This is a genomic window from Parasedimentitalea marina (genome assembly GCF_004006175.1).
GTDB classification, from domain to species: Bacteria; Pseudomonadota; Alphaproteobacteria; order Rhodobacterales; family Rhodobacteraceae; genus Parasedimentitalea; species Parasedimentitalea marina.
This window is the reverse complement of record NZ_CP033219.1, coordinates 3,305,414-3,326,647: the sequence shown is the minus strand read 5'-3', so window position 1 is coordinate 3,326,647 and position 21,234 is coordinate 3,305,414. Positions and strand designations below refer to the sequence as shown.

The 21,234-nt window shown below is 55.5% G+C and carries 23 protein-coding genes; 12 read left to right on the top strand and 11 right to left on the bottom strand.

The window, feature by feature from the left end:
* Positions 1-144: 144 nt before the first annotated feature.
* A complete protein-coding gene (gloB, locus tag EBB79_RS16050) occupies positions 145-918 on the bottom strand; it encodes a hydroxyacylglutathione hydrolase (protein WP_127749837.1) in 774 nt (257 codons plus the stop codon).
* Positions 919-974: 56 nt separating this feature from the next.
* On the opposite strand from gloB, the gene EBB79_RS16045 reads away from it, so the two are divergent.
* From EBB79_RS16045 to EBB79_RS16015, 7 genes are all read left to right on the top strand, one after another.
* Complete coding sequence (locus EBB79_RS16045; protein ID WP_127749836.1) at positions 975-1,721, top strand: class I SAM-dependent methyltransferase; 747 nt, start codon at positions 975-977, stop codon at positions 1,719-1,721.
* Between the two features lie 376 nt (positions 1,722-2,097).
* A complete protein-coding gene (locus EBB79_RS16040) occupies positions 2,098-2,658 on the top strand; it encodes a F0F1 ATP synthase subunit delta (protein WP_127749835.1) in 561 nt (186 codons plus the stop codon).
* A complete protein-coding gene (gene atpA / locus EBB79_RS16035; protein WP_127749834.1) occupies positions 2,659-4,197 on the top strand; it encodes a F0F1 ATP synthase subunit alpha in 1,539 nt (512 codons plus the stop codon).
* Between the two features lie 15 nt (positions 4,198-4,212).
* Positions 4,213-5,088 (top strand): F0F1 ATP synthase subunit gamma, encoded by an 876-nt coding sequence (locus EBB79_RS16030; RefSeq protein ID WP_127749833.1) that lies wholly within the window; start codon positions 4,213-4,215, stop codon positions 5,086-5,088.
* A 20-nt stretch (positions 5,089-5,108) separates the two neighbouring features.
* Complete coding sequence (gene atpD / locus EBB79_RS16025; protein ID WP_127749832.1) at positions 5,109-6,533, top strand: F0F1 ATP synthase subunit beta; 1,425 nt, start codon at positions 5,109-5,111, stop codon at positions 6,531-6,533.
* Between the two features lie 11 nt (positions 6,534-6,544).
* Positions 6,545-6,961, top strand: a complete 417-nt coding sequence (locus EBB79_RS16020; protein ID WP_127749831.1) for a F0F1 ATP synthase subunit epsilon — start codon at positions 6,545-6,547, stop codon at positions 6,959-6,961.
* Between the two features lie 251 nt (positions 6,962-7,212).
* Positions 7,213-7,563, top strand: a complete 351-nt coding sequence (locus EBB79_RS16015; RefSeq protein ID WP_127749830.1) for an H-type lectin domain-containing protein — start codon at positions 7,213-7,215, stop codon at positions 7,561-7,563.
* A gap of 112 nt (positions 7,564-7,675) precedes the next feature.
* Here the strand turns inward: EBB79_RS16015 and EBB79_RS16010 are convergent, their stop codons facing one another.
* Positions 7,676-8,698: a ribose-phosphate pyrophosphokinase gene (locus tag EBB79_RS16010; RefSeq protein WP_127749829.1), complete on the bottom strand. Its 1,023-nt coding sequence runs from the start codon at positions 8,696-8,698 to the stop codon at positions 7,676-7,678.
* A 108-nt stretch (positions 8,699-8,806) separates the two neighbouring features.
* Between EBB79_RS16010 and EBB79_RS16005 the strand changes: the two genes are divergently transcribed.
* Both EBB79_RS16005 and EBB79_RS16000 read left to right on the top strand, forming a co-directional pair.
* On the top strand, positions 8,807-9,409 hold the full coding sequence (locus EBB79_RS16005) for a 2-hydroxychromene-2-carboxylate isomerase (protein ID WP_127749828.1): 603 nt from the start codon (positions 8,807-8,809) through the stop codon (positions 9,407-9,409).
* 65 nt (positions 9,410-9,474) lie between these two features.
* Positions 9,475-10,209 carry an alpha/beta fold hydrolase gene (locus EBB79_RS16000; RefSeq protein ID WP_338045766.1) on the top strand — a complete coding sequence of 245 codons (735 nt, stop codon included), beginning with the start codon at positions 9,475-9,477 and terminating at the stop codon, positions 10,207-10,209.
* Between the two features lie 110 nt (positions 10,210-10,319).
* On the opposite strand, the gene EBB79_RS15995 is transcribed toward EBB79_RS16000, so the two are convergent.
* From EBB79_RS15995 to EBB79_RS15955, 9 genes are all read right to left on the bottom strand, one after another.
* Positions 10,320-11,354 carry a threonine aldolase family protein gene (locus EBB79_RS15995; protein ID WP_127749826.1) on the bottom strand — a complete coding sequence of 345 codons (1,035 nt, stop codon included), beginning with the start codon at positions 11,352-11,354 and terminating at the stop codon, positions 10,320-10,322.
* The gene (locus EBB79_RS15990) at positions 11,354-11,824 is read right to left on the bottom strand and encodes a YcgN family cysteine cluster protein (RefSeq protein WP_127749825.1); all 471 of its coding nucleotides are present in this window, start codon (positions 11,822-11,824) and stop codon (positions 11,354-11,356) included. The genes EBB79_RS15995 and EBB79_RS15990 overlap by 1 nt, the downstream gene beginning before the upstream one ends.
* Positions 11,821-12,753 (bottom strand): bifunctional riboflavin kinase/FAD synthetase, encoded by a 933-nt coding sequence (locus EBB79_RS15985; RefSeq protein WP_127749824.1) that lies wholly within the window; start codon positions 12,751-12,753, stop codon positions 11,821-11,823. Before EBB79_RS15985 ends, EBB79_RS15990 begins: the two co-directional genes overlap by 4 nt.
* A gap of 259 nt (positions 12,754-13,012) precedes the next feature.
* The gene (locus tag EBB79_RS15980) at positions 13,013-13,522 is read right to left on the bottom strand and encodes a hypothetical protein (protein ID WP_127749823.1); all 510 of its coding nucleotides are present in this window, start codon (positions 13,520-13,522) and stop codon (positions 13,013-13,015) included.
* A gap of 335 nt (positions 13,523-13,857) precedes the next feature.
* Positions 13,858-14,301, bottom strand: a complete 444-nt coding sequence (locus EBB79_RS15975; protein WP_127749822.1) for a MaoC family dehydratase — start codon at positions 14,299-14,301, stop codon at positions 13,858-13,860.
* Positions 14,302-14,401: 100 nt separating this feature from the next.
* Positions 14,402-15,277, bottom strand: coding sequence for a TIGR01459 family HAD-type hydrolase (locus tag EBB79_RS15970; RefSeq protein WP_127749821.1), 876 nt, complete (start codon positions 15,275-15,277; stop codon positions 14,402-14,404).
* A gap of 132 nt (positions 15,278-15,409) precedes the next feature.
* On the bottom strand, positions 15,410-15,967 hold the full coding sequence (locus tag EBB79_RS15965) for an ankyrin repeat domain-containing protein (RefSeq protein ID WP_127749820.1): 558 nt from the start codon (positions 15,965-15,967) through the stop codon (positions 15,410-15,412).
* A gap of 151 nt (positions 15,968-16,118) precedes the next feature.
* Positions 16,119-17,039 carry a manganese-dependent inorganic pyrophosphatase gene (locus tag EBB79_RS15960; RefSeq protein ID WP_127749819.1) on the bottom strand — a complete coding sequence of 307 codons (921 nt, stop codon included), beginning with the start codon at positions 17,037-17,039 and terminating at the stop codon, positions 16,119-16,121.
* Positions 17,040-17,152: 113 nt separating this feature from the next.
* Positions 17,153-18,061: a TraB/GumN family protein gene (locus EBB79_RS15955; protein WP_238704929.1), complete on the bottom strand. Its 909-nt coding sequence runs from the start codon at positions 18,059-18,061 to the stop codon at positions 17,153-17,155.
* Between the two features lie 314 nt (positions 18,062-18,375).
* Here EBB79_RS15955 and EBB79_RS15950 point away from each other — a divergent pair, with 314 nt between their 5' ends.
* The 3 genes from EBB79_RS15950 (at position 18,376) to groL (ending at position 21,205) form a co-directional block, all read left to right on the top strand.
* Positions 18,376-19,053 carry a DUF2161 domain-containing phosphodiesterase gene (locus tag EBB79_RS15950; protein WP_127749817.1) on the top strand — a complete coding sequence of 226 codons (678 nt, stop codon included), beginning with the start codon at positions 18,376-18,378 and terminating at the stop codon, positions 19,051-19,053.
* A gap of 148 nt (positions 19,054-19,201) precedes the next feature.
* Positions 19,202-19,489 carry a co-chaperone GroES gene (groES, locus tag EBB79_RS15945; RefSeq protein ID WP_127749816.1) on the top strand — a complete coding sequence of 96 codons (288 nt, stop codon included), beginning with the start codon at positions 19,202-19,204 and terminating at the stop codon, positions 19,487-19,489.
* A gap of 63 nt (positions 19,490-19,552) precedes the next feature.
* The gene (gene groL / locus EBB79_RS15940) at positions 19,553-21,205 is read left to right on the top strand and encodes a chaperonin GroEL (protein WP_127749815.1); all 1,653 of its coding nucleotides are present in this window, start codon (positions 19,553-19,555) and stop codon (positions 21,203-21,205) included.
* Positions 21,206-21,234: the final 29 nt, after the last annotated feature.

Genomic DNA, 21,234 nt, shown 5'->3' with positions numbered 1-21,234 from the left:
ATTCGTTTACCAATCTTCGCCTAGTACCAACCATGTCCTCATAGTGTTAGATTTTGGTTGATAGAGCCGCAGCTTCAAGGCTTTTCTTGAAAATAGTGGTCACATTCGGTGTGACCGTGCCTTTTTTCACTGCATGAAGCCCCATCAAAAGCGATCTTTCCGTTTGCGAATTTCAGTGAATACTTCTTCAGAATCAATGCCTTCCATGCCAATCGCCTGCTTCACTTCGTGTCGATCAGCCCGAAGGAAGGGATTTGTGGAAATTTCCAAAGATAGCGACGATGGCACTGTTGCAACACCGTTTGCGCGTGCTTTGGCGATGTCAGCGACGCGAGCCTGCAACGCGGAGTTGCCAGGTTCGATTGTTAACGCAAAGGCGCCGTTGGCCTGCGTGTATTCATGGCCCGAATAAACCATGGTTTCAGCGGGCAGTGCGGCTAGCTTGCCTAGGCTTTGCCACATCTGGGCGGCGCTGCCTTCGAATAGGCGGCCGCAGCCCAAGGCCATCAAACTGTCAGCGGTAAAAACAGCATTCGATTTTGGCAGGTAGAAAGCGATATGTCCAACCGTGTGGCCCGGCACCTCGATGACTTGTACATCTTCGCCCAACAAGGAATAGGCTGTGCCTTCCTTCACGGATACATCCAATTGCGGTAACCGGTGCGCATCGGCCTCGGCGCCGACGACACTTGGTTTGTAAATCTCGCGCAACTCATCGACGGCATCGATGTGATCTGGATGGTGATGGGTCAGCAGCACGAAATCCAACCCCCACCCGCGCTTGTCGAGTTCGGCCTTGATCGGTGCGGCTTCTGGGGCGTCGACCAATGCAGTCATGCCGCTGCCAGGCGCATGCAACAAAAAGGCGTAATTATCTGACAAGCAGGGGACAGTGATGATCTCAAGAGGCATGGTCATTCGCCTTTTCATGGTTAAACTGTGTAGCAGACTGACTGAAGCGACGGGCGCCCGCAATGCATCTTGATGTGCAAGACTTGAGAAATTTTTATTACCGCAGCACCCTTGGGCGTGCGGCACAGGCATCAATCAGGGCGCGGTTGCTACAAATGTGGCCGGATGCGACCGGGCAGACGATGGCAGGGTTCGGGTTCGCCGCGCCGCTGATGCGTCCCTATCTGTCCAAGGCCCGTCGGGTCATTGCCCTGATGCCAGGGCCGCAGGGAGTGATGCAATGGCCGGCCGGCATGCCCAATGTCTCTGTGTTATGCGAAGAAACACGCTGGCCGTTGGATACAGGCCGCGTTGACCGGTTACTGGTCATGCACGGGTTAGAGACCTCGGACCATCCGGCCAAACTTCTAGAGGAATGCTGGCGCGTTTTGGGACCGGGCGGTCGCGCCATCTTTGTGGTGCCAAACCGGGCTGGGTTGTGGTCACGGTCAGACAAGACGCCGTTTGGGTATGGGCGACCTTATACTCTTGGTCAGCTGGAAAGTCAGCTGAGAACCCACCAATTCACCACCGAACGCCATGCCGCAGCTCTGTATCAGGTGCCATCGATGCGGCGCTTTTGGCTGAAGTCCGGGCCGATGATCGAAAACATGGGGCGCAAGCTGCCAACGGTTTTGGCTGGAGGCGTATTTTTGGTCGAGGTCAGTAAGCAAATCCATCAGCCACGCGGACTGGCAACCAAAGTAAAGGCGCGTAGCCGCATCCGAGTGTTGGAAGGCCTGTCAAATCCAATGCCAAAACCCGCGTGAATTGGCTCAGGTGCGGTTGATTCCCTTTTTGCGCTGTCATCTGCGCGCAAAACGTCATTTTGGCCGGAATATGGAACTCAGATCCGAGTTATCCACAGCAGGAATTTGGTTTTTGTACCTCTTGGAATCGGAAAAACTTGCAAAAGTCTTACCTTTTTCCGTCCATTAGGGGGGTGCAAAGGGTCGCACTTTGGTTAAGTATTTGAAATATATCAATTAAGCACTTTTGCCGTTGCCGTTATCTAATGTTGCTTGGTGGCTATGGCTCTGTTACATCCACGCTGATTTTATCGTCCTTCCGTGATGGGAGGGCTGACTCACGCCCCCGGACGCGCCGCAAGGTCTGCTAACCGGGGCCAGTATCGGAAGGGTGGACGTGTCCGAACCAGCTTCGATTTCCGCAGGCATTGCCGCGCGCTATGCCACTGCGATCTTTGAGATTGCAGACGAAAATAAGGCCCTTGATGGGCTTGAAACCAGTATCAATGATTTGCAAGCGGCGCTGGACGACAGTGCTGAACTGCGCAATCTGATCTCTTCGCCGCTCGTATCGCGCGAAGAGCAGGGCGCTGCGATCATTGCGATTGCTGCCAAAATGGGGCTCGACCCCATGATGAGCAATGCACTGGCGCTGATGGCTGAAAACCGCCGTCTGTTTGTTCTTCCAGCGCTGATTGCCGCGCTGCGTAGCCAATTGGCAGAGGCTCGCGGAGAAGTCACAGCTGATGTGACCTCGGCCAAGGCACTGACCAAGACCCAAAGCGAAAAGCTGGCTAAGACGCTGTCCGCTCGCGTAGGCAAAAAAGTTACCATCAATGCAACCGTCGATGAGAGCATCATCGGCGGTCTTGTCGTCAAAGTGGGCTCGAAGATGATCGATAGCTCGATCCGCTCCAAGCTCGACTCCCTCCAGAATGTAATGAAAGAGGTCGGATAAATGGGTATCCAAGCTGCAGAGATTTCTGCAATCCTGAAAGACCAGATCAAGAACTTTGGTCAAGAAGCCGAAGTGGCTGAAATCGGTCGTGTGCTAAGCGTAGGCGATGGTATCGCCCGCGTTTATGGTCTGGACAATGTTCAGGCTGGCGAAATGGTCGAATTCCCCGGTGGCATCATGGGCATGGCGCTGAACCTGGAAAGCGACAACGTCGGTATCGTTATCTTTGGGTCCGACCGTGACATCAAAGAAGGCGACACAGTCAAGCGCACCAACTCGATCGTGGACGTTCCAATCGGTAACGGTCTGCTGGGTCGTGTTGTTGACGGTCTGGGTAACCCGCTGGACGGTAAGGGCCCAATTGAAAGCACCGAGCGCGGCGTAGCCGACGTTAAGGCGCCAGGCATCATTCCACGTAAGTCGGTTCACGAACCGATGGCAACTGGCCTGAAGTCGGTTGATGCGATGATCCCAATTGGTCGTGGCCAGCGTGAGCTGATCATTGGTGACCGTCAGACCGGTAAAACTGCCGTTGCTCTGGACGCGATCCTGAACCAGAAATCCTACAACGAAGCCGCTGGCGACGACGAAGGCAAAAAGCTGTACTGCGTATACGTAGCGATCGGCCAGAAGCGTTCGACTGTTGCTCAGCTGGTTAAGAAACTGGAAGAAACCGGTGCGATGGAATACTCCATCGTTGTGGCCGCAACCGCGTCCGACCCGGCACCGATGCAATTCCTGGCACCCTACGCCGCGACAGCCATGGCTGAATTCTTCCGCGACAACGGCCGCCACGCGCTGATCATCTATGATGATCTGTCCAAGCAGGCTGTGTCCTACCGTCAGATGTCGCTGCTGCTGCGTCGTCCGCCCGGACGTGAAGCTTACCCAGGTGACGTGTTCTATCTGCACTCCAGATTGCTGGAACGTTCGGCCAAACTGGGCGACGACAACGGCAATGGTTCGCTGACTGCGCTGCCAATCATCGAAACCCAGGGTGGTGACGTTTCGGCGTTTATTCCAACCAACGTGATTTCGATCACCGATGGTCAGATCTTCCTGGAAACCGAACTGTTCTACCAGGGCATCCGTCCTGCTGTGAACACCGGTCTGTCGGTGTCTCGTGTTGGTTCGTCCGCACAAACAAACGCCATGAAGTCGGTTGCTGGTCCGGTTAAACTTGAACTTGCTCAGTATCGTGAAATGGCTGCCTTTGCGCAGTTCGGTTCCGATCTGGATGCCGCTACTCAGCAGCTGCTGAACCGGGGTGCTCGTTTGACTGAGCTGATGAAACAGCCTCAGTACTCGCCATTGACCAATGCCGAAATCGTCTGCGTTATCTTTGCAGGTACTACTGGTTACCTGGATAAGATCGACGTGAACGCAGTTGGCCGCTACGAAGCTGGTCTTCTGGCGCACCTGCGTGGCAAGCATCAGGATCTGCTGGACTTCATCACCAATGAAGATCCCAAGATCAAAGGTGATGCCGCCGATAAGATCAAAGCTGCGCTGGACGAATTCGCCGCTGATTTCGCTTAAGGAGGGGACGCGGCAATGCCAAATCTTAAAGACCTTAAAAACAGGATCGAGTCGGTCAAGTCGACCCGCAAGATCACCAAAGCCATGCAGATGGTCGCGGCCGCAAAATTGCGCCGCGCCCAGGAATCTGCTGAAGAGTCACGCCCCTACACCAAACGGTTCAATGCCGTTATGGCGGGGCTGGCCGCTTCTGTAGGTGGGAGCGATTCTGCGCCCCTGCTGCTGCGTGGCACAGGTAGCGATCAGACCCATCTCTTGGTCGTCATGACCTCTGAGCGGGGCCTGTGTGGTGGCTTTAACTCCAGCATCGCAAAATTGGCGCGGCAAAAAGCCGAGGCCCTGAAGGCTGATGGCAAGACCGTCAAGATTTTGACTGTTGGTAAAAAGGGCCGTGACAGCCTGAAACGCGACTTGGGCGACACATATGTCGGTCACGTCGACCTGAGCGACGTCAAGCGTGTTGGCTATGCCAACGCACAGGATATCGCCAAGGACGTTTTAGGCCGCTTTGACGCGGGTGAATTCGACGTTGCGACGATCTTCTTTTCGCACTTTGTCAACGTTGTGACCCAGGTCCCGACCGCACAGCAAATCATCCCAGCGTCGTTTGAGACGGTGGAAGGTGACAGTGATGGTTCCGTCTACGACTACGAGCCCAGCGAAGAGGCCATTCTGGCTGACCTGCTGCCCCGTGGTGTGGCCACCCAGATCTTTGCCGCCCTGCTGGAAAATGGAGCGTCCGAACAGGGTGCCCGGATGAGCGCGATGGACAATGCGACCCGCAACGCGGGTGACATGATCGACAAGCTGACAATCGAGTATAACCGCTCGCGTCAGGCTGTGATCACCAACGAGCTGATTGAAATTATTTCGGGCGCTGAGGCGCTCTAAGAGACAACCGGAGACGAAACATGGCTAATGCAAAAGGCAAAGTGACTCAGGTCATTGGCGCCGTTGTTGACGTGCAGTTCGAGGACGATCTGCCGCAGATCTTGAACTCTGTGACTACTGTTAACAATGGCAAAAAACTGGTGCTGGAAGTTGCTCAGCACCTGGGCGAAAACACCGTCCGTACCATCGCGATGGACGCGACCGAAGGTCTGGTCCGTGGCGCCCCTGTCGAAGACACAGGCGCCCCGATCCAGGTTCCAGTTGGAACCGCGACCCTGGGCCGTATCCTGAACGTGACCGGTGACCCGGTTGACGAAAAGGGCGATGTAGCTGCGACCGAAACTCGTGCGATTCACGGCGACGCTCCTGCGTTCTCCGAGCAGTCGACCGAAACCGAGATCCTGACCACCGGCATCAAGGTCATCGACCTGCTGGCCCCCTACACCAAGGGTGGTAAAATTGGTCTGTTCGGCGGTGCCGGCGTTGGTAAAACCGTTTTGATCATGGAACTGATCAACAACATCGCAAAGGTACACTCCGGTGTGTCCGTGTTTGCGGGTGTTGGTGAGCGGACTCGTGAAGGTAACGACCTGTACCACGAGATGATCGAATCTGGCGTTATCGTTCCTGACGATCTGGAGAAATCCAAGATTGCTCTGGTTTACGGTCAGATGAACGAGCCTCCAGGTGCGCGTATGCGTGTTGCGCTGTCGGGTCTGACCCTGGCCGAGCAGTTCCGCGACGAATCCGGTTCGGACGTTCTGTTCTTCGTGGACAACATCTTCCGCTTTACTCAGGCTGGTTCCGAAGTTTCGGCGCTGCTGGGTCGTATTCCATCCGCTGTGGGTTACCAGCCAACACTGGCAACCGACATGGGTGCGATGCAGGAACGTATCTCGTCAACCAAATCCGGTTCGATTACGTCTGTGCAGGCCGTGTACGTACCAGCGGATGACTTGACTGACCCTGCACCTGCAACTTCGTTTGCTCACCTGGACGCGACAACCGTTCTGGACCGTGCAATCTCGGAAAAGGGTATCTACCCTGCTGTGGACCCGCTTGGCTCGACCTCGCGTCTGCTGGATCCGCTGGTTATCGGTGAAGAGCACTATGCCGTTGCAACCGACGTGCAGCAGATTTTGCAGCGTTACAAATCGCTTCAGGATATCATCGCGATTTTGGGCATGGACGAACTGTCAGAAGAAGACAAACTGGCCGTTGCACGTGCACGTAAGATCGAGCGCTTCCTGTCGCAGCCGTTTGACGTTGCGAAAATCTTTACCGGCGCTGACGGTAAGCAGGTTCCGCTGGAAGACACCATCAAGTCGTTCAAAGCTGTTGTGGCTGGCGAATACGATCACCTGCCCGAAGGCGCCTTCTACATGGTTGGCGGTATCGATGAAGTGATCGCAAAAGCCGAGAAAATGGCTGCTGACGCGGCCTAAGGAGGGTCGTAATGGCTGATACCATGCAATTCGACCTCGTGAGCCCGGAGCGAAGCCTAGCTTCGCTTCAGGTGACCGCGGTTCAAATTCCGGGTGCGGATGGCGACATGACGGCAATGCCCGCGCATGCGCCAACCATCACCACCCTGCGTCCTGGTCTTCTTCGGGTCGAAAGCCCCGAAGGGAACATGGACTATGTTGTGTCGGGCGGTTTTGCTGAAATCGGTTCTGACGGTTTGTCGGTTCTGGCTGAAAAGGCCATCCCGGTAACCGAGATGACCCGAGATCATCTGGACGAGCTGATCGAAGCCGCGCGCGCGGCTCAGGCATCGGCACACGAGAACAAAGAAGAGCATCACACACTGGTCGATGACGCCACCAAGCTGTTGGCGGACATGGAAGCACTGGGTGAGCACATCAACCTGTAAAGGTCGATGTCTTTGCTGTTTGTGAAAACCGGCCCCATCATGGGCCGGTTTTTTTATGTATATTCAAGGCGCGTGTGATGTCGCTCTGATACAGACGTCTCACGTGATAAACGTAGAAGGCCACTCTCTTGCGTCTGCAAAACACATCGTTCCTTTCAGTGATCAAGGGCGGGCAAATTATCGGGTTACGACCCTATTCTTGCCCAATTTATGCTCTATGGTTGAAGCGGGGATAACGGATCAGACATGACATGAAGCGACTAAGAAACCCGCGCACTGGAATTGATCAGGGCGATGTGATGGTCTTTGCCGATTTTGAGAATGATGGCGCAATGTGGACGGGCTCCGGCGCGCGTGAGCGGCGTAAGATGGTCAGGTTCGACGAATCCTTTGCATCGCCACCAGCCGTACAGTTGGCAATTTCGCTTTGGGACATGGATACTACAGCAGCCATCCGCGCTGAGTTGGTGGCCGAGAACGTTACCGCCAACGGTTTTGAAATTGTATTCCGCACCTGGGCTGACAGCCGTTTCGCGCGATTGCGTGCCTCGTGGACAGCATTTGGTGAGCTGCCGTTTGAAGATGACTGGGACGTGGAATAGCAGACGCAGGATCGCTTGCTGTATGATGCGTTGAGTTCTTTGGCAGCACCACGGCAAAACGAAGCCCCGCACAGTTTCCTGTACGGGGCTGTTGATCAGATTGTAGTCCAGATCAGATATTATTCGAATACAGCGACTCGTAGATCGGGATCAGGGTTTTGTCGTCAAACAGCGACGACACACTTGTACCATGCCAGATGTTCAGGATCGCCTGCGTAAACAGCGGCGCGGTGGGTAGAACACGAATGTTAGGTGTGTTCAGGACCGCCTCAGTCGGCTGGATTGAATCGGTCAGCACCAGTGATTTCATAACCGAGTTGGTCACACGTTCAACCGCTGGGCCGCTCATCACACCGTGAGTGATATAGGCATGAACTTCCTTGGCGCCGTTATCCAGCAGGATCTGCGCCGCCTTGCACAGGGTGCCGGCGGTGTCGCACATGTCATCGATGATCAGGCAGATCTTGTCTTTGACGTCGCCAATGACAGTCATCTCGGCCACTTCGCCCGGTTTGCCCCGGCGTTTGTCCACGATCGACAGCGGTGCGTTGATACGTTTGGCCAACTCGCGTGCGCGGGCAACACCGCCAACGTCAGGTGACACCACCATCAGCTCGTCCATCTGGTCCTTGAACTGGTGTTTGACGTCCAGTGCAAAGATCGGGCTGGCATACAGGTTGTCGACGGGAATGTCGAAGAAGCCCTGGATCTGCGCTGCGTGCAGGTCCATGGTCAAAACCCGCTCGATGCCGGATTCAACCAGCATATTTGCGACCAGCTTAGAGGTGATCGGAGTGCGCGCCTTGGTGCGTCGATCCTGACGAGCATAGCCAAAATATGGGATCACCGCAGTGATACGCTGGGCAGATGACCGGCGCAGAGCATCCGAGATGATCAGAAGCTCCATCAGGTTATCATTGGCCGGGTTGCTGGTCGGCTGAATGATAAACATGTCCTCGCCGCGGACATTTTCGTAGACCTCGACGAAGATTTCTCCGTCGTTGAACCGCTCGACGCGGGCATCAACCAGACCCTGATCGACACCGCGATGCAGGCTCATTCGGCGGCTGATGGCTTCGGCTAAAGGCGGGTTTGCGTTCCCAGATATGAGTTTGGGTTCGTTTAGTGTCGGCATAAGCTGAATATCCCCAGGCAGCTGAGCAATGTGACAGATTCGTGATGTTGAACACCGCTTAGCATGGGCGTACCGTCGCGCAAAGTTCTTAGGCAGGAGAAAGCCAATATGACCCGGATCAGTTTCTATTTTTCCACTCTGTCGCCGTTTACTTATCTCGCCGCCACCCGCGTAGAGGAGATCGCAGCCCGACATGGCGTCGAGATCATCTACAAGCCGCTTGATATCATGGCGATGTTTGGTCGAACCGGTGGCACCCCTCCAAAGGATCGACATCCCTCGCGCCAAGAGTACCGCCTGATTGAATTGGAGCGTCAAGCTAAGAAACTTGGTTTGCCCTTGAACCTAAAGCCAGCCTTTTGGCCCACCAACCCGGCGCCGTCGTCTTATGCTATTATAGCGGCCCAGAATGCAGGCGGTGGGGACCTGGGGAAACTGCATCATGCGTTCACCCGCGCGGTCTGGGCTGAAGACAAGAACATTGCCGAGGATGACGTGATCCGCGACTGTCTCAAAAGTGCCGGTTTCGACCCTGCGCTGGCGGACAGCGGATTGCTTACCGGCGCCGAAACCTATGTGCAAAACCTTGAGGACGCAGTCAGTGAAGGGGTGTTTGGCGCACCGTTTTATATCACCTCTGATGGGGCAAAGTTTTGGGGGCAGGACCGCCTTGAGGACTTGGATCTGCACCTAGCGGCACCCGCGGAATGAACAAGCCCGCCAGCCTAGTGCCGCAACCCGTTTTCAGTCGAAGTTTCGGAAAGGGCCAGAGGCAAGTGCTGGCCGTACATTGTTCACTGGCGCATTCAGGAACGTGGAGGGGCCTGGCCACGGAATTGTCGGACGAGGTGACTGTCACGGCATTTGACATGCTGCACCACGGCCGCAGTCCGAATTGGGACCAACGGGGTGATTTCCAGGATCGAAATGTTGCGGCCGGTCAGTCGCTGTTAACGCAGCCGATGGATCTGATTGGGCACTCTTTTGGGGCGACGGTGGCGCTACAAATGGCGCTCCGACGGCCTGAGTTGGTACGTAGCCTGACGTTGATCGAGCCGGTTTTTTTCGCAGCAGCTAAAAATGCCAGCTTACTGTTCGACCTCAAGGAGCAGAACCGTCCCTTTACCGATGCTTTAAAGGCCGGCGAGCCAATGGTGGCGGCCCGCTTGTTCAACCGGATGTGGAGCTCGGGTGCGCCGAAATGGCCAGACCTGCCTGAAACCACACGTGCTGCAATGGTGCGGGCTATCGAGATCGTGCCAGCTTGTGATCCGGCGATCCTGACGGATCGAACAGGCCTGCTGGCTCCGGGAGGGGCGGATGGCCTGGTCATGGCGACATTGCTATTGCATGGCGCGGATACAAACCCGGTGATATCAGCGGTTAATGCGGGTCTTCTTCAGCATCTGCCGAATGCGAGTCTCGCGGTGATTGAGGGGGCAGGTCACATGGTGCCGATTTCTCACCCTGCAGAAGTTGCCGCAGCATTAAGAAAATTTTGGAATACATAGCAGTCTAGAATTGAGCAGATTTGATCTGCGCCGCCCCAACAGGATCCATATTTCATCTGGCCTAAAATATCCCGGGGGTTTGGGGGCTGGCCCCCATTCCCGTCTGGCTATCAAATCAACGCCAGAAATTCGTCAATCTGAGCTGTACTGATCGACCAGTCACAAACGAAACGTGCGCCAACCATTTCATCACCTTGACCCGCCAACGGCCCATCCCACAGGTGATAAGACGCACCCGCATCAAAGGCGCGCTGGTGACTGGCGCGGGGCAGGGAGGCAAAAATCATGTTGGCCTGAGGCTTGTGCAGAAATTCGGCTCCGGCCTGGTGCAAACCTTCACCTAAATAGGCACTGTTGGCATTGGCCTTACGGGCGTTGTCCAGCCACAAATCGTCCTGCAAATAGGCCAGCATCTGTGCAGCCAAAAAACGGTTTTTGGAAAACAGATGCGCCCCGCGTTTGCGGCGCAGCTCAAATTCCCAGGCATGTTTTGGATCAAAAAAGATTACTGCCTCGACGCCCATGCAGCCGTTCTTGGTGCCGCCAAAGCTGACCGCATCAATGCCCGCCTTCCAACTCATTTCAGCCGGAGTGCAACCCAGCGCTACCATGGCATTGGCAAAACGCGCGCCATCCAGGTGCACCGGCAGGTCAAATTCACCTGCAACGGCTGTTAACGCCCGCAATTCTTCCAACGAATAGACCGAGCCGCGTTCAGTGACCTGACTGATTGCCACTGGGCCGCGTTGTGGTCCATGCACGCCTCGGGTTTCTTCGCCTTCAATCGCCAGGCACAGGGCCTGCGGAGACATCTTGTCACCGCAAGGCACCAGCGTCAGTTTGGCCCCTCCCGAATAAAATTCGGGCGCGTTGCACTCATCCTCATGGATATGGGCTACATCCGAACAGAACACGGTCTGATAGGGCTGGCTCAGGGTCGCCAGCGCCAGCGCATTGGCTGCGGTGCCGGTGGCAACCAGAAAGACCGCCGCCTCGGGGGCCTCAAATACAGTGCGAACTGTATCACGCAATGCATCCATTTGGGCATCGGCACCATAGCCCATTGCGTAGCCAGAGTTTGCCTGCGTCAACGCCTGCAAAACCTGCGGGTGAACGGGGCCAGAATTGTCAGAGGCAAAAAACATCAGATTGGTTCCTCGATAATGTGATCTTCCCAGTCTTCTTCGGGGGTGTCGAATTCGGATACTGTCCAGCCTTTGACCGAGACCCCGGCGGCGTGCACAGAGTCGGCCGTGCCACTCAGCAACGGATGCCACTCGGGCAGCGGTTTGCCTTCCCACAACAGTCGGTAGGCGCAGGTTTGTGGCATCCAATAGGCGTGGGTGTCCAGGTTGTCAGGCTTGAGCACGATGCATTCGGGCACAAAGTTGTGGCGGATGTCATATTGGGCGCACAGACAACTGGAATCATCGAGCAGGCGGCAGGCGACCCGGGTTAGCGCGACCTCACCCGTGTCTTCGTCTTCCAGCTTGTTCAGGCAGCACTTGCCACAGCCGTCACAAAGCGCCTCCCACTCCTTGGTGTTCAGCTTGTTCAGCGGCTTCTTTTCCCAGAACTGTTTGGCAAGCCCGGTGCGTTCGATTGCATCCGTCATGCCTTGGCCAATATCTCGCGGGCTTTAGCACAGTCCGCATCCATTTGTTCGATCAATGCTTCCAGCCCGTCAAATTTCATTTCAGGTCGCAAGTAGGCAACCAATCCCACTGACAGCGTTGTCCCATACAGATCACCGGAAAAATCAAAAATGAAAGTCTCCAGATTAGGGTGATCGCCGTCAAACATTGGGCGGACGCCCATGGAGGCCGCGCCGTGATAGCTACCCGCATGGGGGCCATCCAACACGTCCACCAAGACCGCATAAACGCCAAAGGCGGGCGGATGCAGCCCGTCAATCGACATATTAGCTGTGGGAAAGCCCAGCTCTCGGCCACGCTGTTCGCCGCCAATGACCTCGCCTTCGATCCGGTGCCAATGGCTGAGCATTGCGGCGGCATCGCGGGGGCGGCCCTCGCTTAGCGCAGCGCGGATCGCCGTCGAGGATACGGTATGATCAGAATACTCCATCAGCGGAGCAATGGTCACACCAAAACCATATTGATCACCAAAGCGCTGCAGATCCTGCGGCGAGCCGCTGCGGCCCTTGCCAAAGCAGAAATCTGCGCCAACCACTACATGGGCTAGGCCCAGGCCCTCGGCGATCACGTCGCGAGCAAATTCTTCGGGGGTTAGCCCGGATAGTGCTGCGTTGAAGTTCAGCTGGTACAGTCGCTTTACGCCAAGTTTGTCTAACCGCGAGGCGCGGGCCTCGGGCGACATCAACCGAAACGGTTGGGCTTCGGGGGCGAAGTATTCCCGCGGATGGGGCTCAAAGGTCATCACCCCAAGTGGAGCGTCAGGGGCCGCTTGCCGGGCCAGATCGATGACCGACTGGTGGCCGCGATGGACGCCGTCAAAATTGCCAATCGCAACGCTGGCGCCGCGGTCTTGGGGTTCTACAAACTGATAGTCTCGGATGATGCGCATTTGGCATCCGTACCTGCAGTGGTCAGTCTGTTCAAGCGGCGTGTTTCAGGGCAGGGCCGTCAGCTTTGATCACGCTGTGCATTTGTATCGCCTCAGGTGGCACAATGCCTCGTTCTGATATTCACAAATGAGGGTGCCGCCAGATCAGCGCTTTGACAGCGGTCAGGCCATTCTTTGACCTCAAAACCACCGCACCAAAGTCCATTGGGGCGGTGGGTCAAACTGTTGGTGTTTCGAGCGTAATGCCCGCCCTTTGGGCTTAGCCCAATAGCTCTTTATTGCAAGCCCGTGCCATTTCGATGGCCTTGTAGGTGCCGTCAAGATTGACCGAGAAGCCATATGCCTTCTCGGGGAAGACCTCCATGACATGCTTGCGGGCCAGATCGTCAACAAACTGGGGGTCATCAGACAAGACATAGCCACCTGAATAGCCCTTGGTGATATTGCCGCGCATGCCTTTTGCCTCACCGACATAAAGATTGCCGTCCAACGAGATCAGAACCGCCTGCGTGTCATCGCGTTTGATGTCGGTCTCGGCTGTGGTGAACACGCCGACATATCCGATGCTGCGGTCCTTGGTCAGGCCCATCTGCACCACGTTGCCCAGACCATCGGATTTTTCAATCAGGCAAGAGTTTTTCTCGGTGTCGATCATTACGATCCAGCCTTCGGACTCACCAAATTGCAAAAATGGAGCATCCCCAGCTGGGACAGTTGTGGCCATGCCTGCCAATGCTGCGCCGATAAAAAGTGACTTTAGTTTAAACATATCCAATCCTCAGAACCAATAACTGCACCGGCGGTCAAATTACCGGGCCGTTAAATTGTAATGGAGACAGAGCCGGGGGCAACTGGATTTGCGGTACTTGGCAGTTAAACGCTCGTTTGCGATATAGGGAGGGTGCGTGCTGTTAGACATCGCCGCCACGGCCAATTGCACGATAAGCTGTCGGAAAACGCCAAGTGGGTTGATAAATACCTGGCGGCAACGGTCGCGGCCTAGGTCAAATTGAAATGGCAATGCCCTGCAGAGATCTCTCAAGGCAGGGTATTGCCATTTTTGGGCATGAACCGTGCGGGTAAAGTGATGGACAGTTGTAGCTGTCAGTCGAATTTGCGTGAGGGGGCCAGCACCGTGGCCTCGCCAATCAGAACTTTCTTTCCACCAATGCTGCAGTGGCAATCCAGCTTGACCCGACGCTTGGACATATCGATATCGATTACCTCAACCTCGGCATGGACCAGATCGCCGGGGCGCACCGGGGCCAGAAACTTGAGCGATTGCCCCATGTAGACAGTGCCATGACCCGGCAATTGCTCGCCAATGACCGCCGAGATCAACCCAGCCGTCAGCATCCCATGCGCGATACGCCCCTGAAATATTGTGTCACGGGCATAGTCATCATCCAGATGCACCGGGTTATGATCCGTCGAGACCTCGGCGAACATCTCGATGTCGCGATCGGTTACGACTTTCTGCAACGAACGGGTCATGCCCATTTCGATGTCTTCGATGCAGATGGTGCCGCGTGGCTGGTTGTCCAACATATCGCCCTCCGAGTCGCGCTCTTGAAATTATGAAACGTCAAATATCAACGTTCCGCAACTTTATTGCTTCGCAGCTGCAGAAAATCAAGAGCCAATCGGACTAGCGCAACCGTCCAATCGTATAGGTCGGGGCTGATCCTTCCTGTTCTAAATAAGACTTCAGGGCCTCGGGATCGGGTTGAGGCGCGGTTTTTGTCTCTTTTGCGGCCAATCCGCCCGAGATAAACAGCGTATCAATGCCTTCGCCCATGCCACCCGAGATGTCAGTGTGGGGACCATCGCCAATGGCGAGTACGTCGGCGTCAGGAATGTCGAGCCCCAGTTCCAGCAACCGGCGGCGGGCCAGATCGTAAATCGGCGGATGCGGTTTGCCGAAGTACAGGCTCTCACCGCCCATTTCGGTGTAGAATTTAGCTAAGGCACCGGAACACCAGACACGGGTCTCGCCCACATCGACAATAATATCGGGATTGGCGCAGAGCAGTTTCATGCCTTTTTGCTTGGCGTATAGAAAATCAGCGCGGTTCACTTCGGGGTCGGCAGAGGGATCAAACGGCCCACAGCACACAATGCCCTCAGCCTCGGCCAGGGGAACGGTGGTGATGTTGTGAGGGCTGTCCAGTAGGTTCAGCGGTTCGAAAAACCCTGAATCACGGTGCCATTCGCCCATAAAATAGACTTTGTCGCCAACCGCACCGCGAAACATTGCCGAGCGCGCAGAATCGCCCGAGGTGGCAATGGTGTCATAGGCATCTGCTGGCACGTTGAAATCCGCCAGTTGCTGGGCCACGCCTTTGCGCGGGCGGGGCGAGTTGGTCACCAGAACCACAATGCCGCCCGACGCGCGATAGGCCTGCAACGCGGCAACGGCCTCGGGGTAGGCGGTGATGCCATTGTGAACACAGCCCCAAAGATCAACAAACAACGCTTTGTATCGGTCTGACACTTCGGTGAGGGCGGAGATGATTTGGGTCATAGTTCGTCCTTGAGCTGGCTTTGAACGAGGTATGACGTAATCCACCGTCAATATCCATGCGAAGATACCATGATCTGCTTGGGCGGGCAGTTTCGACTGTAACGGTTTTCAGCCCGTATGGCTGGTCAGGCATTAATGCCCACTTGCCTCTCGAAGAATTTGATATTCAGGAGACGCTTTTACGCGCTCATTAGTGGCAGCAAGATCAAACGGGGTTTCTGCCATTTCGTTTGTGGCTGATGCATCCGCGCCGGCCTCAAGCAGGATCTTGACAACTTCTGGCGAGCCGAATTTGGCAACACCATGCAGCGGCGTCCAGTAATTTGCAGTTTTTGCATTCACATCCGCACCGGCGTTCAGGAATAAAACCACAATTTCGGGCGCTGCCATAGCAGAAACAAAGTGAAACGGGGTGCGGTCCAGATTGTCCTTGGCATTCACATCTGCACCCGCTGCAATCAAAGCTTGGATCGCCTCCGGAGTGGCCCGTGCAACCCAGTGCAATGGCGTTTTTCCATCCGGGTCCGTGGCATTGACGTCTGCGCCATCGTCTATCAATTGCCGAACTATCGTGGCTGTTGCTGTTTGATAAAATTCAGCCTGACACAGGGTCTCGCAGTTTGATGCCGCAAAGGCTGGGCCGGAGACCGTGGCCATAAAGGCGATGAAACCCAAAAAGAAATTTCGCATAAGAAAGCCTTTCTGAAAATTTAGGGTCCCAAAATTACGGGCTGCAATCAGGTTAGGCGCGGCCTTGTTGAGCAGGCAATCAATATTTGATCGGATATGAAAAAGGCGCCCAGTAAGGCGCCTTTTCAATCATCATATGTAAAGCAGTCTATCAGACCTTCAGGTTGGGGATGATCTGCTTTTTGCGGCTCATCACGCCGGGCAGGACAACGGTGTCGCCCTCGACAGTCGCACCAAAGCTTTTCTCGGCGACAGTTTTGACCAGATCGTTGGGCACCAGCAGGGTGGCCTCTTCGTTCAGGATGTCGATGACAAACAGCAGAACCTGCTCAACGCCGTCCTCAGCTGCGACAGTTTTCATGCTGTCCATCAGGCTGGCCTTGCGGTCCAGAACCACAGCCGGAGCGGTGGTTTCCAGCACGCTGACGCGGAACTTGGTGCCGTCGACGGCGTATTCCTTGCTGTCCATCCGCAGCAGTTCAGCATCTGAGAACGACGAGACGTCGGATTTTGCAGCGAACATTTCGGCGGCGTATTCCGCTATGTCGAGGTCCAGATCAGCTGCCAGTTGCTCGGCAACCGCCCGGTCGTGATCGGTGGTTGTGGGGCTGCGGAATTCCAGGGTATCGGACAGGATGCAGGTCAGGGCAGCGGCCATGATCTCTTTGGGCATCTTGGTGGCGTCTTTGCCGATCAGGTCCAGCATGATGGTGGCTGTACAGGCCAATGGGCGGATGGTGATGTCGATCGGGCCTTTGGTTTCCAATCCGCCAACCAGCTTGTGGTGGTCGATGATCGCCTGAACATCGGCGCCGTTGATATTTGCGGGCAGCTCGGCTGGATTGTTGGTGTCGACGATGATCACCGGCTGGTCGTCCGCAACATCCGCGATGATTTCGGGCTTATCCAGATTCCAGCGATCCAGCATGAACAGCGCTTCGGTGTTGGGCTCGCCCAGCAGTTTTGCCTCGGCGGCGACGCCTTTGATTTCGTTCATGTACCAGGCCCAGATGAGGGGCGAGCCGGTGGAATCTGTATCCGGGGATTTGTGGCCAAAAATCTGGAGGGTCATCATGCTATCCTATAAACAACGGGGGAGTTTGCGCGCCTTATAGCAGGGTGAACACACTTGTCACCCCGCCAGCCATGCAATGCGGCGCTTGGCCCACCTGAAACTGCGGATTGTTAGAATTCGGCGCGTTGCAAATCGTAACCTCTGCGTGCCAGCAAGGCCGGTAGACCGTTTTTGCCGGGCAGATGGGCTGCCCCAACGGCGATGAAGACCACTGGCTCTTTGCGACCCAGAATAACAGGCATCCAGGCCTTGTTGCGCCCGTCCAATAAGGTCCGGTCCAGCTGATTGATCAAACGGGCGGCTTCACGCCGTGATACCCCTTGATTGCTGAAACGGAGTTGGCGTGACAGCAGTCGGCCCTCGGCCAACCTGCCGTCGAAATAGGATTCACGAAGGGTGATCAGATGGTCATCATTTTCGGCACTGCCGCGCATGGTGAACTTCAGGTATTTCACCTGATCGCGTAGCGGTCGCCGTGAGAATGCTTTGACGCCGTCCCCGGGGTTTTCCAATCCACCAACCGGAATTTTGTTGCGTATGGCATACCGTTCGATTCGGGCGTCCAACCCACGCCGTGATGTAAAGCCACGGACGTTGCAGCGCGATCCGCCAAAGTGCATCGTATAGACCCAGGGTTGCAAATGCGGGGCTATATCCGCCGGAATGTCCAGAAGCGGTGCCATCATGCGGAGAGCGGCCCAGTCTTCGCTCGACATCAGATTTGGTAATGTTGTTCCCTTGGGCAGCAGGTAGTCCCGCGCCTTCCTTGTTCCGTTTTTAGAATAGGCTTCCATGGCCACCGTGGTTTGCTCTAGGAAGACCACGTCAGCTGCTTTGATCAGTGGCCGCATGTTGCGCATGACGGAATGCATGCGGGAATCGCCGAAATGCTGTGTTCCGATGATGTGAATGCGTTGCCCATTGCGCGAGGCGATCCAGTGGTTGCCTTGGCTGTATGGGATCGCTGCAGCCTGTTGCGCCAATTGCGCACGTGCTTCGGGGCTCAGGCTTCTGCGCAAGTCTTTGCCACTGCAGGCTGCCTCTGCCTGATTTGGGATCAAGCCTATAATGGTGAGGGAAAACACTAAAATGACGGCGGTCGTGAGCCTGCGCTGGGCCCATTTAGCCGTGATGCGGGCAAGTTTAGAAAGGAAAGTTGCAAAACAATGCAATGTCATGTCTCCAAATAGATTGTCAGCACCTTAAGTGGCGATTTTGAGAGCAGCAAGACGTGTTTAGCTGACATCAGAATCCAGAGTAGCAAGCTGGTTTTAGCGGCACCATCACGACACAACTGATTGATATTGAGCGCATCACCTGCCAAGCAGTTGCCATGGACCGTGAAGATCAACTCTATCCACCAATCAAGGCACTGCTGGAACGTCAGGGCTATACCGTCAAGGGCGAGGTCGGGGCGGCTGATGTGGTGGCACGTCGTGGTGATGACCCTGTGGTGGTGGTCGAACTGAAGCTGCGGTTTTCATTATCGCTGTTCCATCAGGCGATCACCCGGCTCGCAGTGTCGGATTTGGTTTACATCGCAGTGCCCAAACCCAAGGGGAAGCAGGCGCGGCGGATGTTAAAGGACAATCTGGCGCTGTGTCGCCGTTTGGGCCTGGGGTTGATCACCGTGCTGCCTGATGGCCGCGCCGAAGTTCAATGTGATCCCGGCCCCTATGCACCGCGCAAATCCAAGAAGAAACAGACCCGCCTGCTGCGTGAGTTTGACAGGTTGCAGGGGGATCCCAATGCCGGCGGTGCAACGCGGCATGGAATTGTGACCGGGTATCGCCAAGACGCCCTGCGCTGTGCCGCTTACCTAGCCGACAACAGCCCGGCCCGCGGACGGGATGTTGCTAAGGCCACCGGGGTTGCTGGGGCCACAGGATTAATGCGTGATAACCATTATGGCTGGTTTGAGAAGGTCTCAACCGGCGTTTATGCGCTATCTCCGGAAGGCTCAAAGGGCTTAAAACACTGGGCCTACAGCTGGGATCTGACAAACGTATGAAAAAACTGCGCAGGCGATGTTGACTCGAGCCAATGCACTGCCTAGCTATCCCTCGTTAGCACTCGCTTGATGTGAGTGATAACGACCCCTGCCAGAGAGTAGGACGTCTTAGATTTTTAACCTTTGAGCCTTTAAAGGAGCTGCAAAGATGGCATTGAAACCACTTCACGACCGCGTGCTGGTTCGTCGCACTGAAAGCGAAGAAAAAACTGCTGGTGGATTGATCATTCCTGAATCCGCCAAAGAAAAGCCAAGCGAAGGCCAAGTCGTCGCCATCGGCGAAGGCGCTCGCAAAGACAGCGGTGAGCTGATCGATATGTCGGTAAAAGCAGGCGATACTATCCTGTTCGGCAAATGGTCCGGCACCGAAGTCACTGTCGACGGCGAAGAGCTGCTGATGATGAAAGAAAGCGACATCATGGGCATCATCGAGTAAGCCACCTTGCTTCTCTGATCCCACAATTGCTTACAAACACAGATTTCTCGAGGAGAATAAAACATGGCTGCTAAGGACGTCAAATTCGACACCGATGCCCGCAACCGTATGCTGGCCGGCGTTAACATTCTGGCTGACGCTGTCAAAGTAACCCTGGGCCCCAAAGGCCGTAACGTGGTTCTGGACAAATCCTTTGGCGCACCGCGCATCACCAAAGATGGTGTATCCGTTGCCAAAGAAATCGAACTGGAAGACAAGTTCGAAAACATGGGCGCTCAGATGGTCAAGGAAGTCGCTTCCCGGACCAATGACGAAGCTGGCGACGGCACAACAACTGCGACCGTTCTGGCCCAGGCGATCGTTCGCGAAGGTCTGAAGCAGGTTGCTGCTGGCCTGAACCCAATGGACCTGAAGCGCGGCATCGATCTGGCAACTGCTAAAGTTGTTGAAGGCATCGTTGCGTCGGCTCGCGAAGTCAAAGACTCGGCTGAAGTTGCGCAAGTGGGTACAATTTCTGCCAACGGCGAAGCTGCCATTGGTCAGCAGATTGCTGACGCGATGCAGAAAGTCGGCAACGAAGGTGTTATCACCGTCGAAGAAAACAAAGGCCTGGAAACAGAGACCGATGTTGTTGAAGGCATGCAGTTCGACCGCGGCTACCTGTCGCCTTACTTCGTGACCAACGCTGACAAGATGATTGCAGACCTCGAAGACTGCATGATCCTGCTGCACGAAAAGAAACTGTCGTCGCTGCAGGCCATGGTGCCTCTGCTCGAGCAGGTGATCCAGTCGCAGAAGCCTTTGCTGATCATTGCTGAAGATGTTGAAGGCGAAGCCCTGGCAACTCTGGTTGTCAACAAACTGCGCGGCGGCCTGAAAATTGCTGCTGTCAAAGCACCTGGTTTCGGCGATCGCCGCAAAGCCATGCTGCAGGACCTGGCAATTCTGACCGGTGGTCAGGTGATCTCTGAAGATCTGGGCATGAAGCTTGAGTCCGTTACTATGGACATGCTGGGGACAGCCAAGAAAATCGAAATCACCAAAGACGAGACCACTATCGTTGACGGTGCTGGCGAGAAGGCCGAGATCGAAGCACGTGTTGCTCAGATCCGCACTCAGATCGAAGAAACATCTTCGGACTACGACAAAGAGAAGCTGCAAGAGCGCGTTGCCAAACTGGCCGGCGGTGTTGCTGTTATCCGCGTTGGCGGCATGACCGAAGTTGAAGTCAAAGAGCGCAAAGACCGCGTAGACGATGCTCTGAACGCGACACGTGCCGCTGTTCAGGAAGGCGTCATCGTTGGTGGTGGTGTTGCTCTGATCCAGGCTGGTAAAGCCCTGACTGATCTGGAAGGTGCAAACGCCGACCAGAACGCTGGTATTGTCATCGTGCGTAAAGCCATCGAAGCACCTCTGCGTCAGATCGCTGAGAACGCTGGTGTTGACGGTGCGGTTGTTGCTGGCAAAATCCGCGAAAGCAGCGACGGCGCCTTTGGTTTCAACGCTCAGACCGAAGAATATGGTGACATGTTCGCGTTTGGTGTTATTGACCCTGCCAAAGTTGTGCGTACTGCGCTGGAAGACGCAGCTTCGATTGCTGGTCTGCTGATCACCACCGAAGCTATGATCGCTGACAAACCGTCGAAAGACGGCGGTGCAGCCGGTGGCGGCATGCCTGACATGGGCGGCATGGGCGGCATGGGCGGCATGATGTAATCACAAGTCCTTTGGACTTGTGATGCCCG

Excerpts from the sequence above, each read along its gene's own strand:
- EBB79_RS16020 (WP_127749831.1), top strand. The coding sequence starts at position 6,545 with ATGGCTGATACCATGCAATTCGACCTCGTGAGCCCGGAGCGAAGCCTA.
- EBB79_RS16010 (WP_127749829.1), bottom strand. The coding sequence starts at position 8,698 with ATGCCGACACTAAACGAACCCAAACTCATATCTGGGAACGCAAACCCG.
- atpD (WP_127749832.1), top strand. The coding sequence starts at position 5,109 with ATGGCTAATGCAAAAGGCAAAGTGACTCAGGTCATTGGCGCCGTTGTT.
- groL (WP_127749815.1), top strand. The coding sequence starts at position 19,553 with ATGGCTGCTAAGGACGTCAAATTCGACACCGATGCCCGCAACCGTATG.
- EBB79_RS15990 (WP_127749825.1), bottom strand. The coding sequence starts at position 11,824 with ATGACGGATGCAATCGAACGCACCGGGCTTGCCAAACAGTTCTGGGAA.
- EBB79_RS15965 (WP_127749820.1), bottom strand. The coding sequence starts at position 15,967 with ATGCGAAATTTCTTTTTGGGTTTCATCGCCTTTATGGCCACGGTCTCC.
- atpA (WP_127749834.1), top strand. The coding sequence starts at position 2,659 with ATGGGTATCCAAGCTGCAGAGATTTCTGCAATCCTGAAAGACCAGATC.
- EBB79_RS15975 (WP_127749822.1), bottom strand. The coding sequence starts at position 14,301 with ATGTTGGACAACCAGCCACGCGGCACCATCTGCATCGAAGACATCGAA.
- groES (WP_127749816.1), top strand. The coding sequence starts at position 19,202 with ATGGCATTGAAACCACTTCACGACCGCGTGCTGGTTCGTCGCACTGAA.
- EBB79_RS16015 (WP_127749830.1), top strand. The coding sequence starts at position 7,213 with ATGAAGCGACTAAGAAACCCGCGCACTGGAATTGATCAGGGCGATGTG.
- EBB79_RS16045 (WP_127749836.1), top strand. The coding sequence starts at position 975 with ATGCATCTTGATGTGCAAGACTTGAGAAATTTTTATTACCGCAGCACC.
- EBB79_RS15980 (WP_127749823.1), bottom strand. The coding sequence starts at position 13,522 with ATGTTTAAACTAAAGTCACTTTTTATCGGCGCAGCATTGGCAGGCATG.
- EBB79_RS15995 (WP_127749826.1), bottom strand. The coding sequence starts at position 11,354 with ATGTTTTTTGCCTCTGACAATTCTGGCCCCGTTCACCCGCAGGTTTTG.
- EBB79_RS16005 (WP_127749828.1), top strand. The coding sequence starts at position 8,807 with ATGACCCGGATCAGTTTCTATTTTTCCACTCTGTCGCCGTTTACTTAT.
- EBB79_RS16030 (WP_127749833.1), top strand. The coding sequence starts at position 4,213 with ATGCCAAATCTTAAAGACCTTAAAAACAGGATCGAGTCGGTCAAGTCG.
- gloB (WP_127749837.1), bottom strand. The coding sequence starts at position 918 with ATGACCATGCCTCTTGAGATCATCACTGTCCCCTGCTTGTCAGATAAT.
- EBB79_RS15960 (WP_127749819.1), bottom strand. The coding sequence starts at position 17,039 with ATGACCCTCCAGATTTTTGGCCACAAATCCCCGGATACAGATTCCACC.
- EBB79_RS15985 (WP_127749824.1), bottom strand. The coding sequence starts at position 12,753 with ATGCGCATCATCCGAGACTATCAGTTTGTAGAACCCCAAGACCGCGGC.
- EBB79_RS15950 (WP_127749817.1), top strand. The coding sequence starts at position 18,376 with ATGGACCGTGAAGATCAACTCTATCCACCAATCAAGGCACTGCTGGAA.
- EBB79_RS15970 (WP_127749821.1), bottom strand. The coding sequence starts at position 15,277 with ATGACCCAAATCATCTCCGCCCTCACCGAAGTGTCAGACCGATACAAA.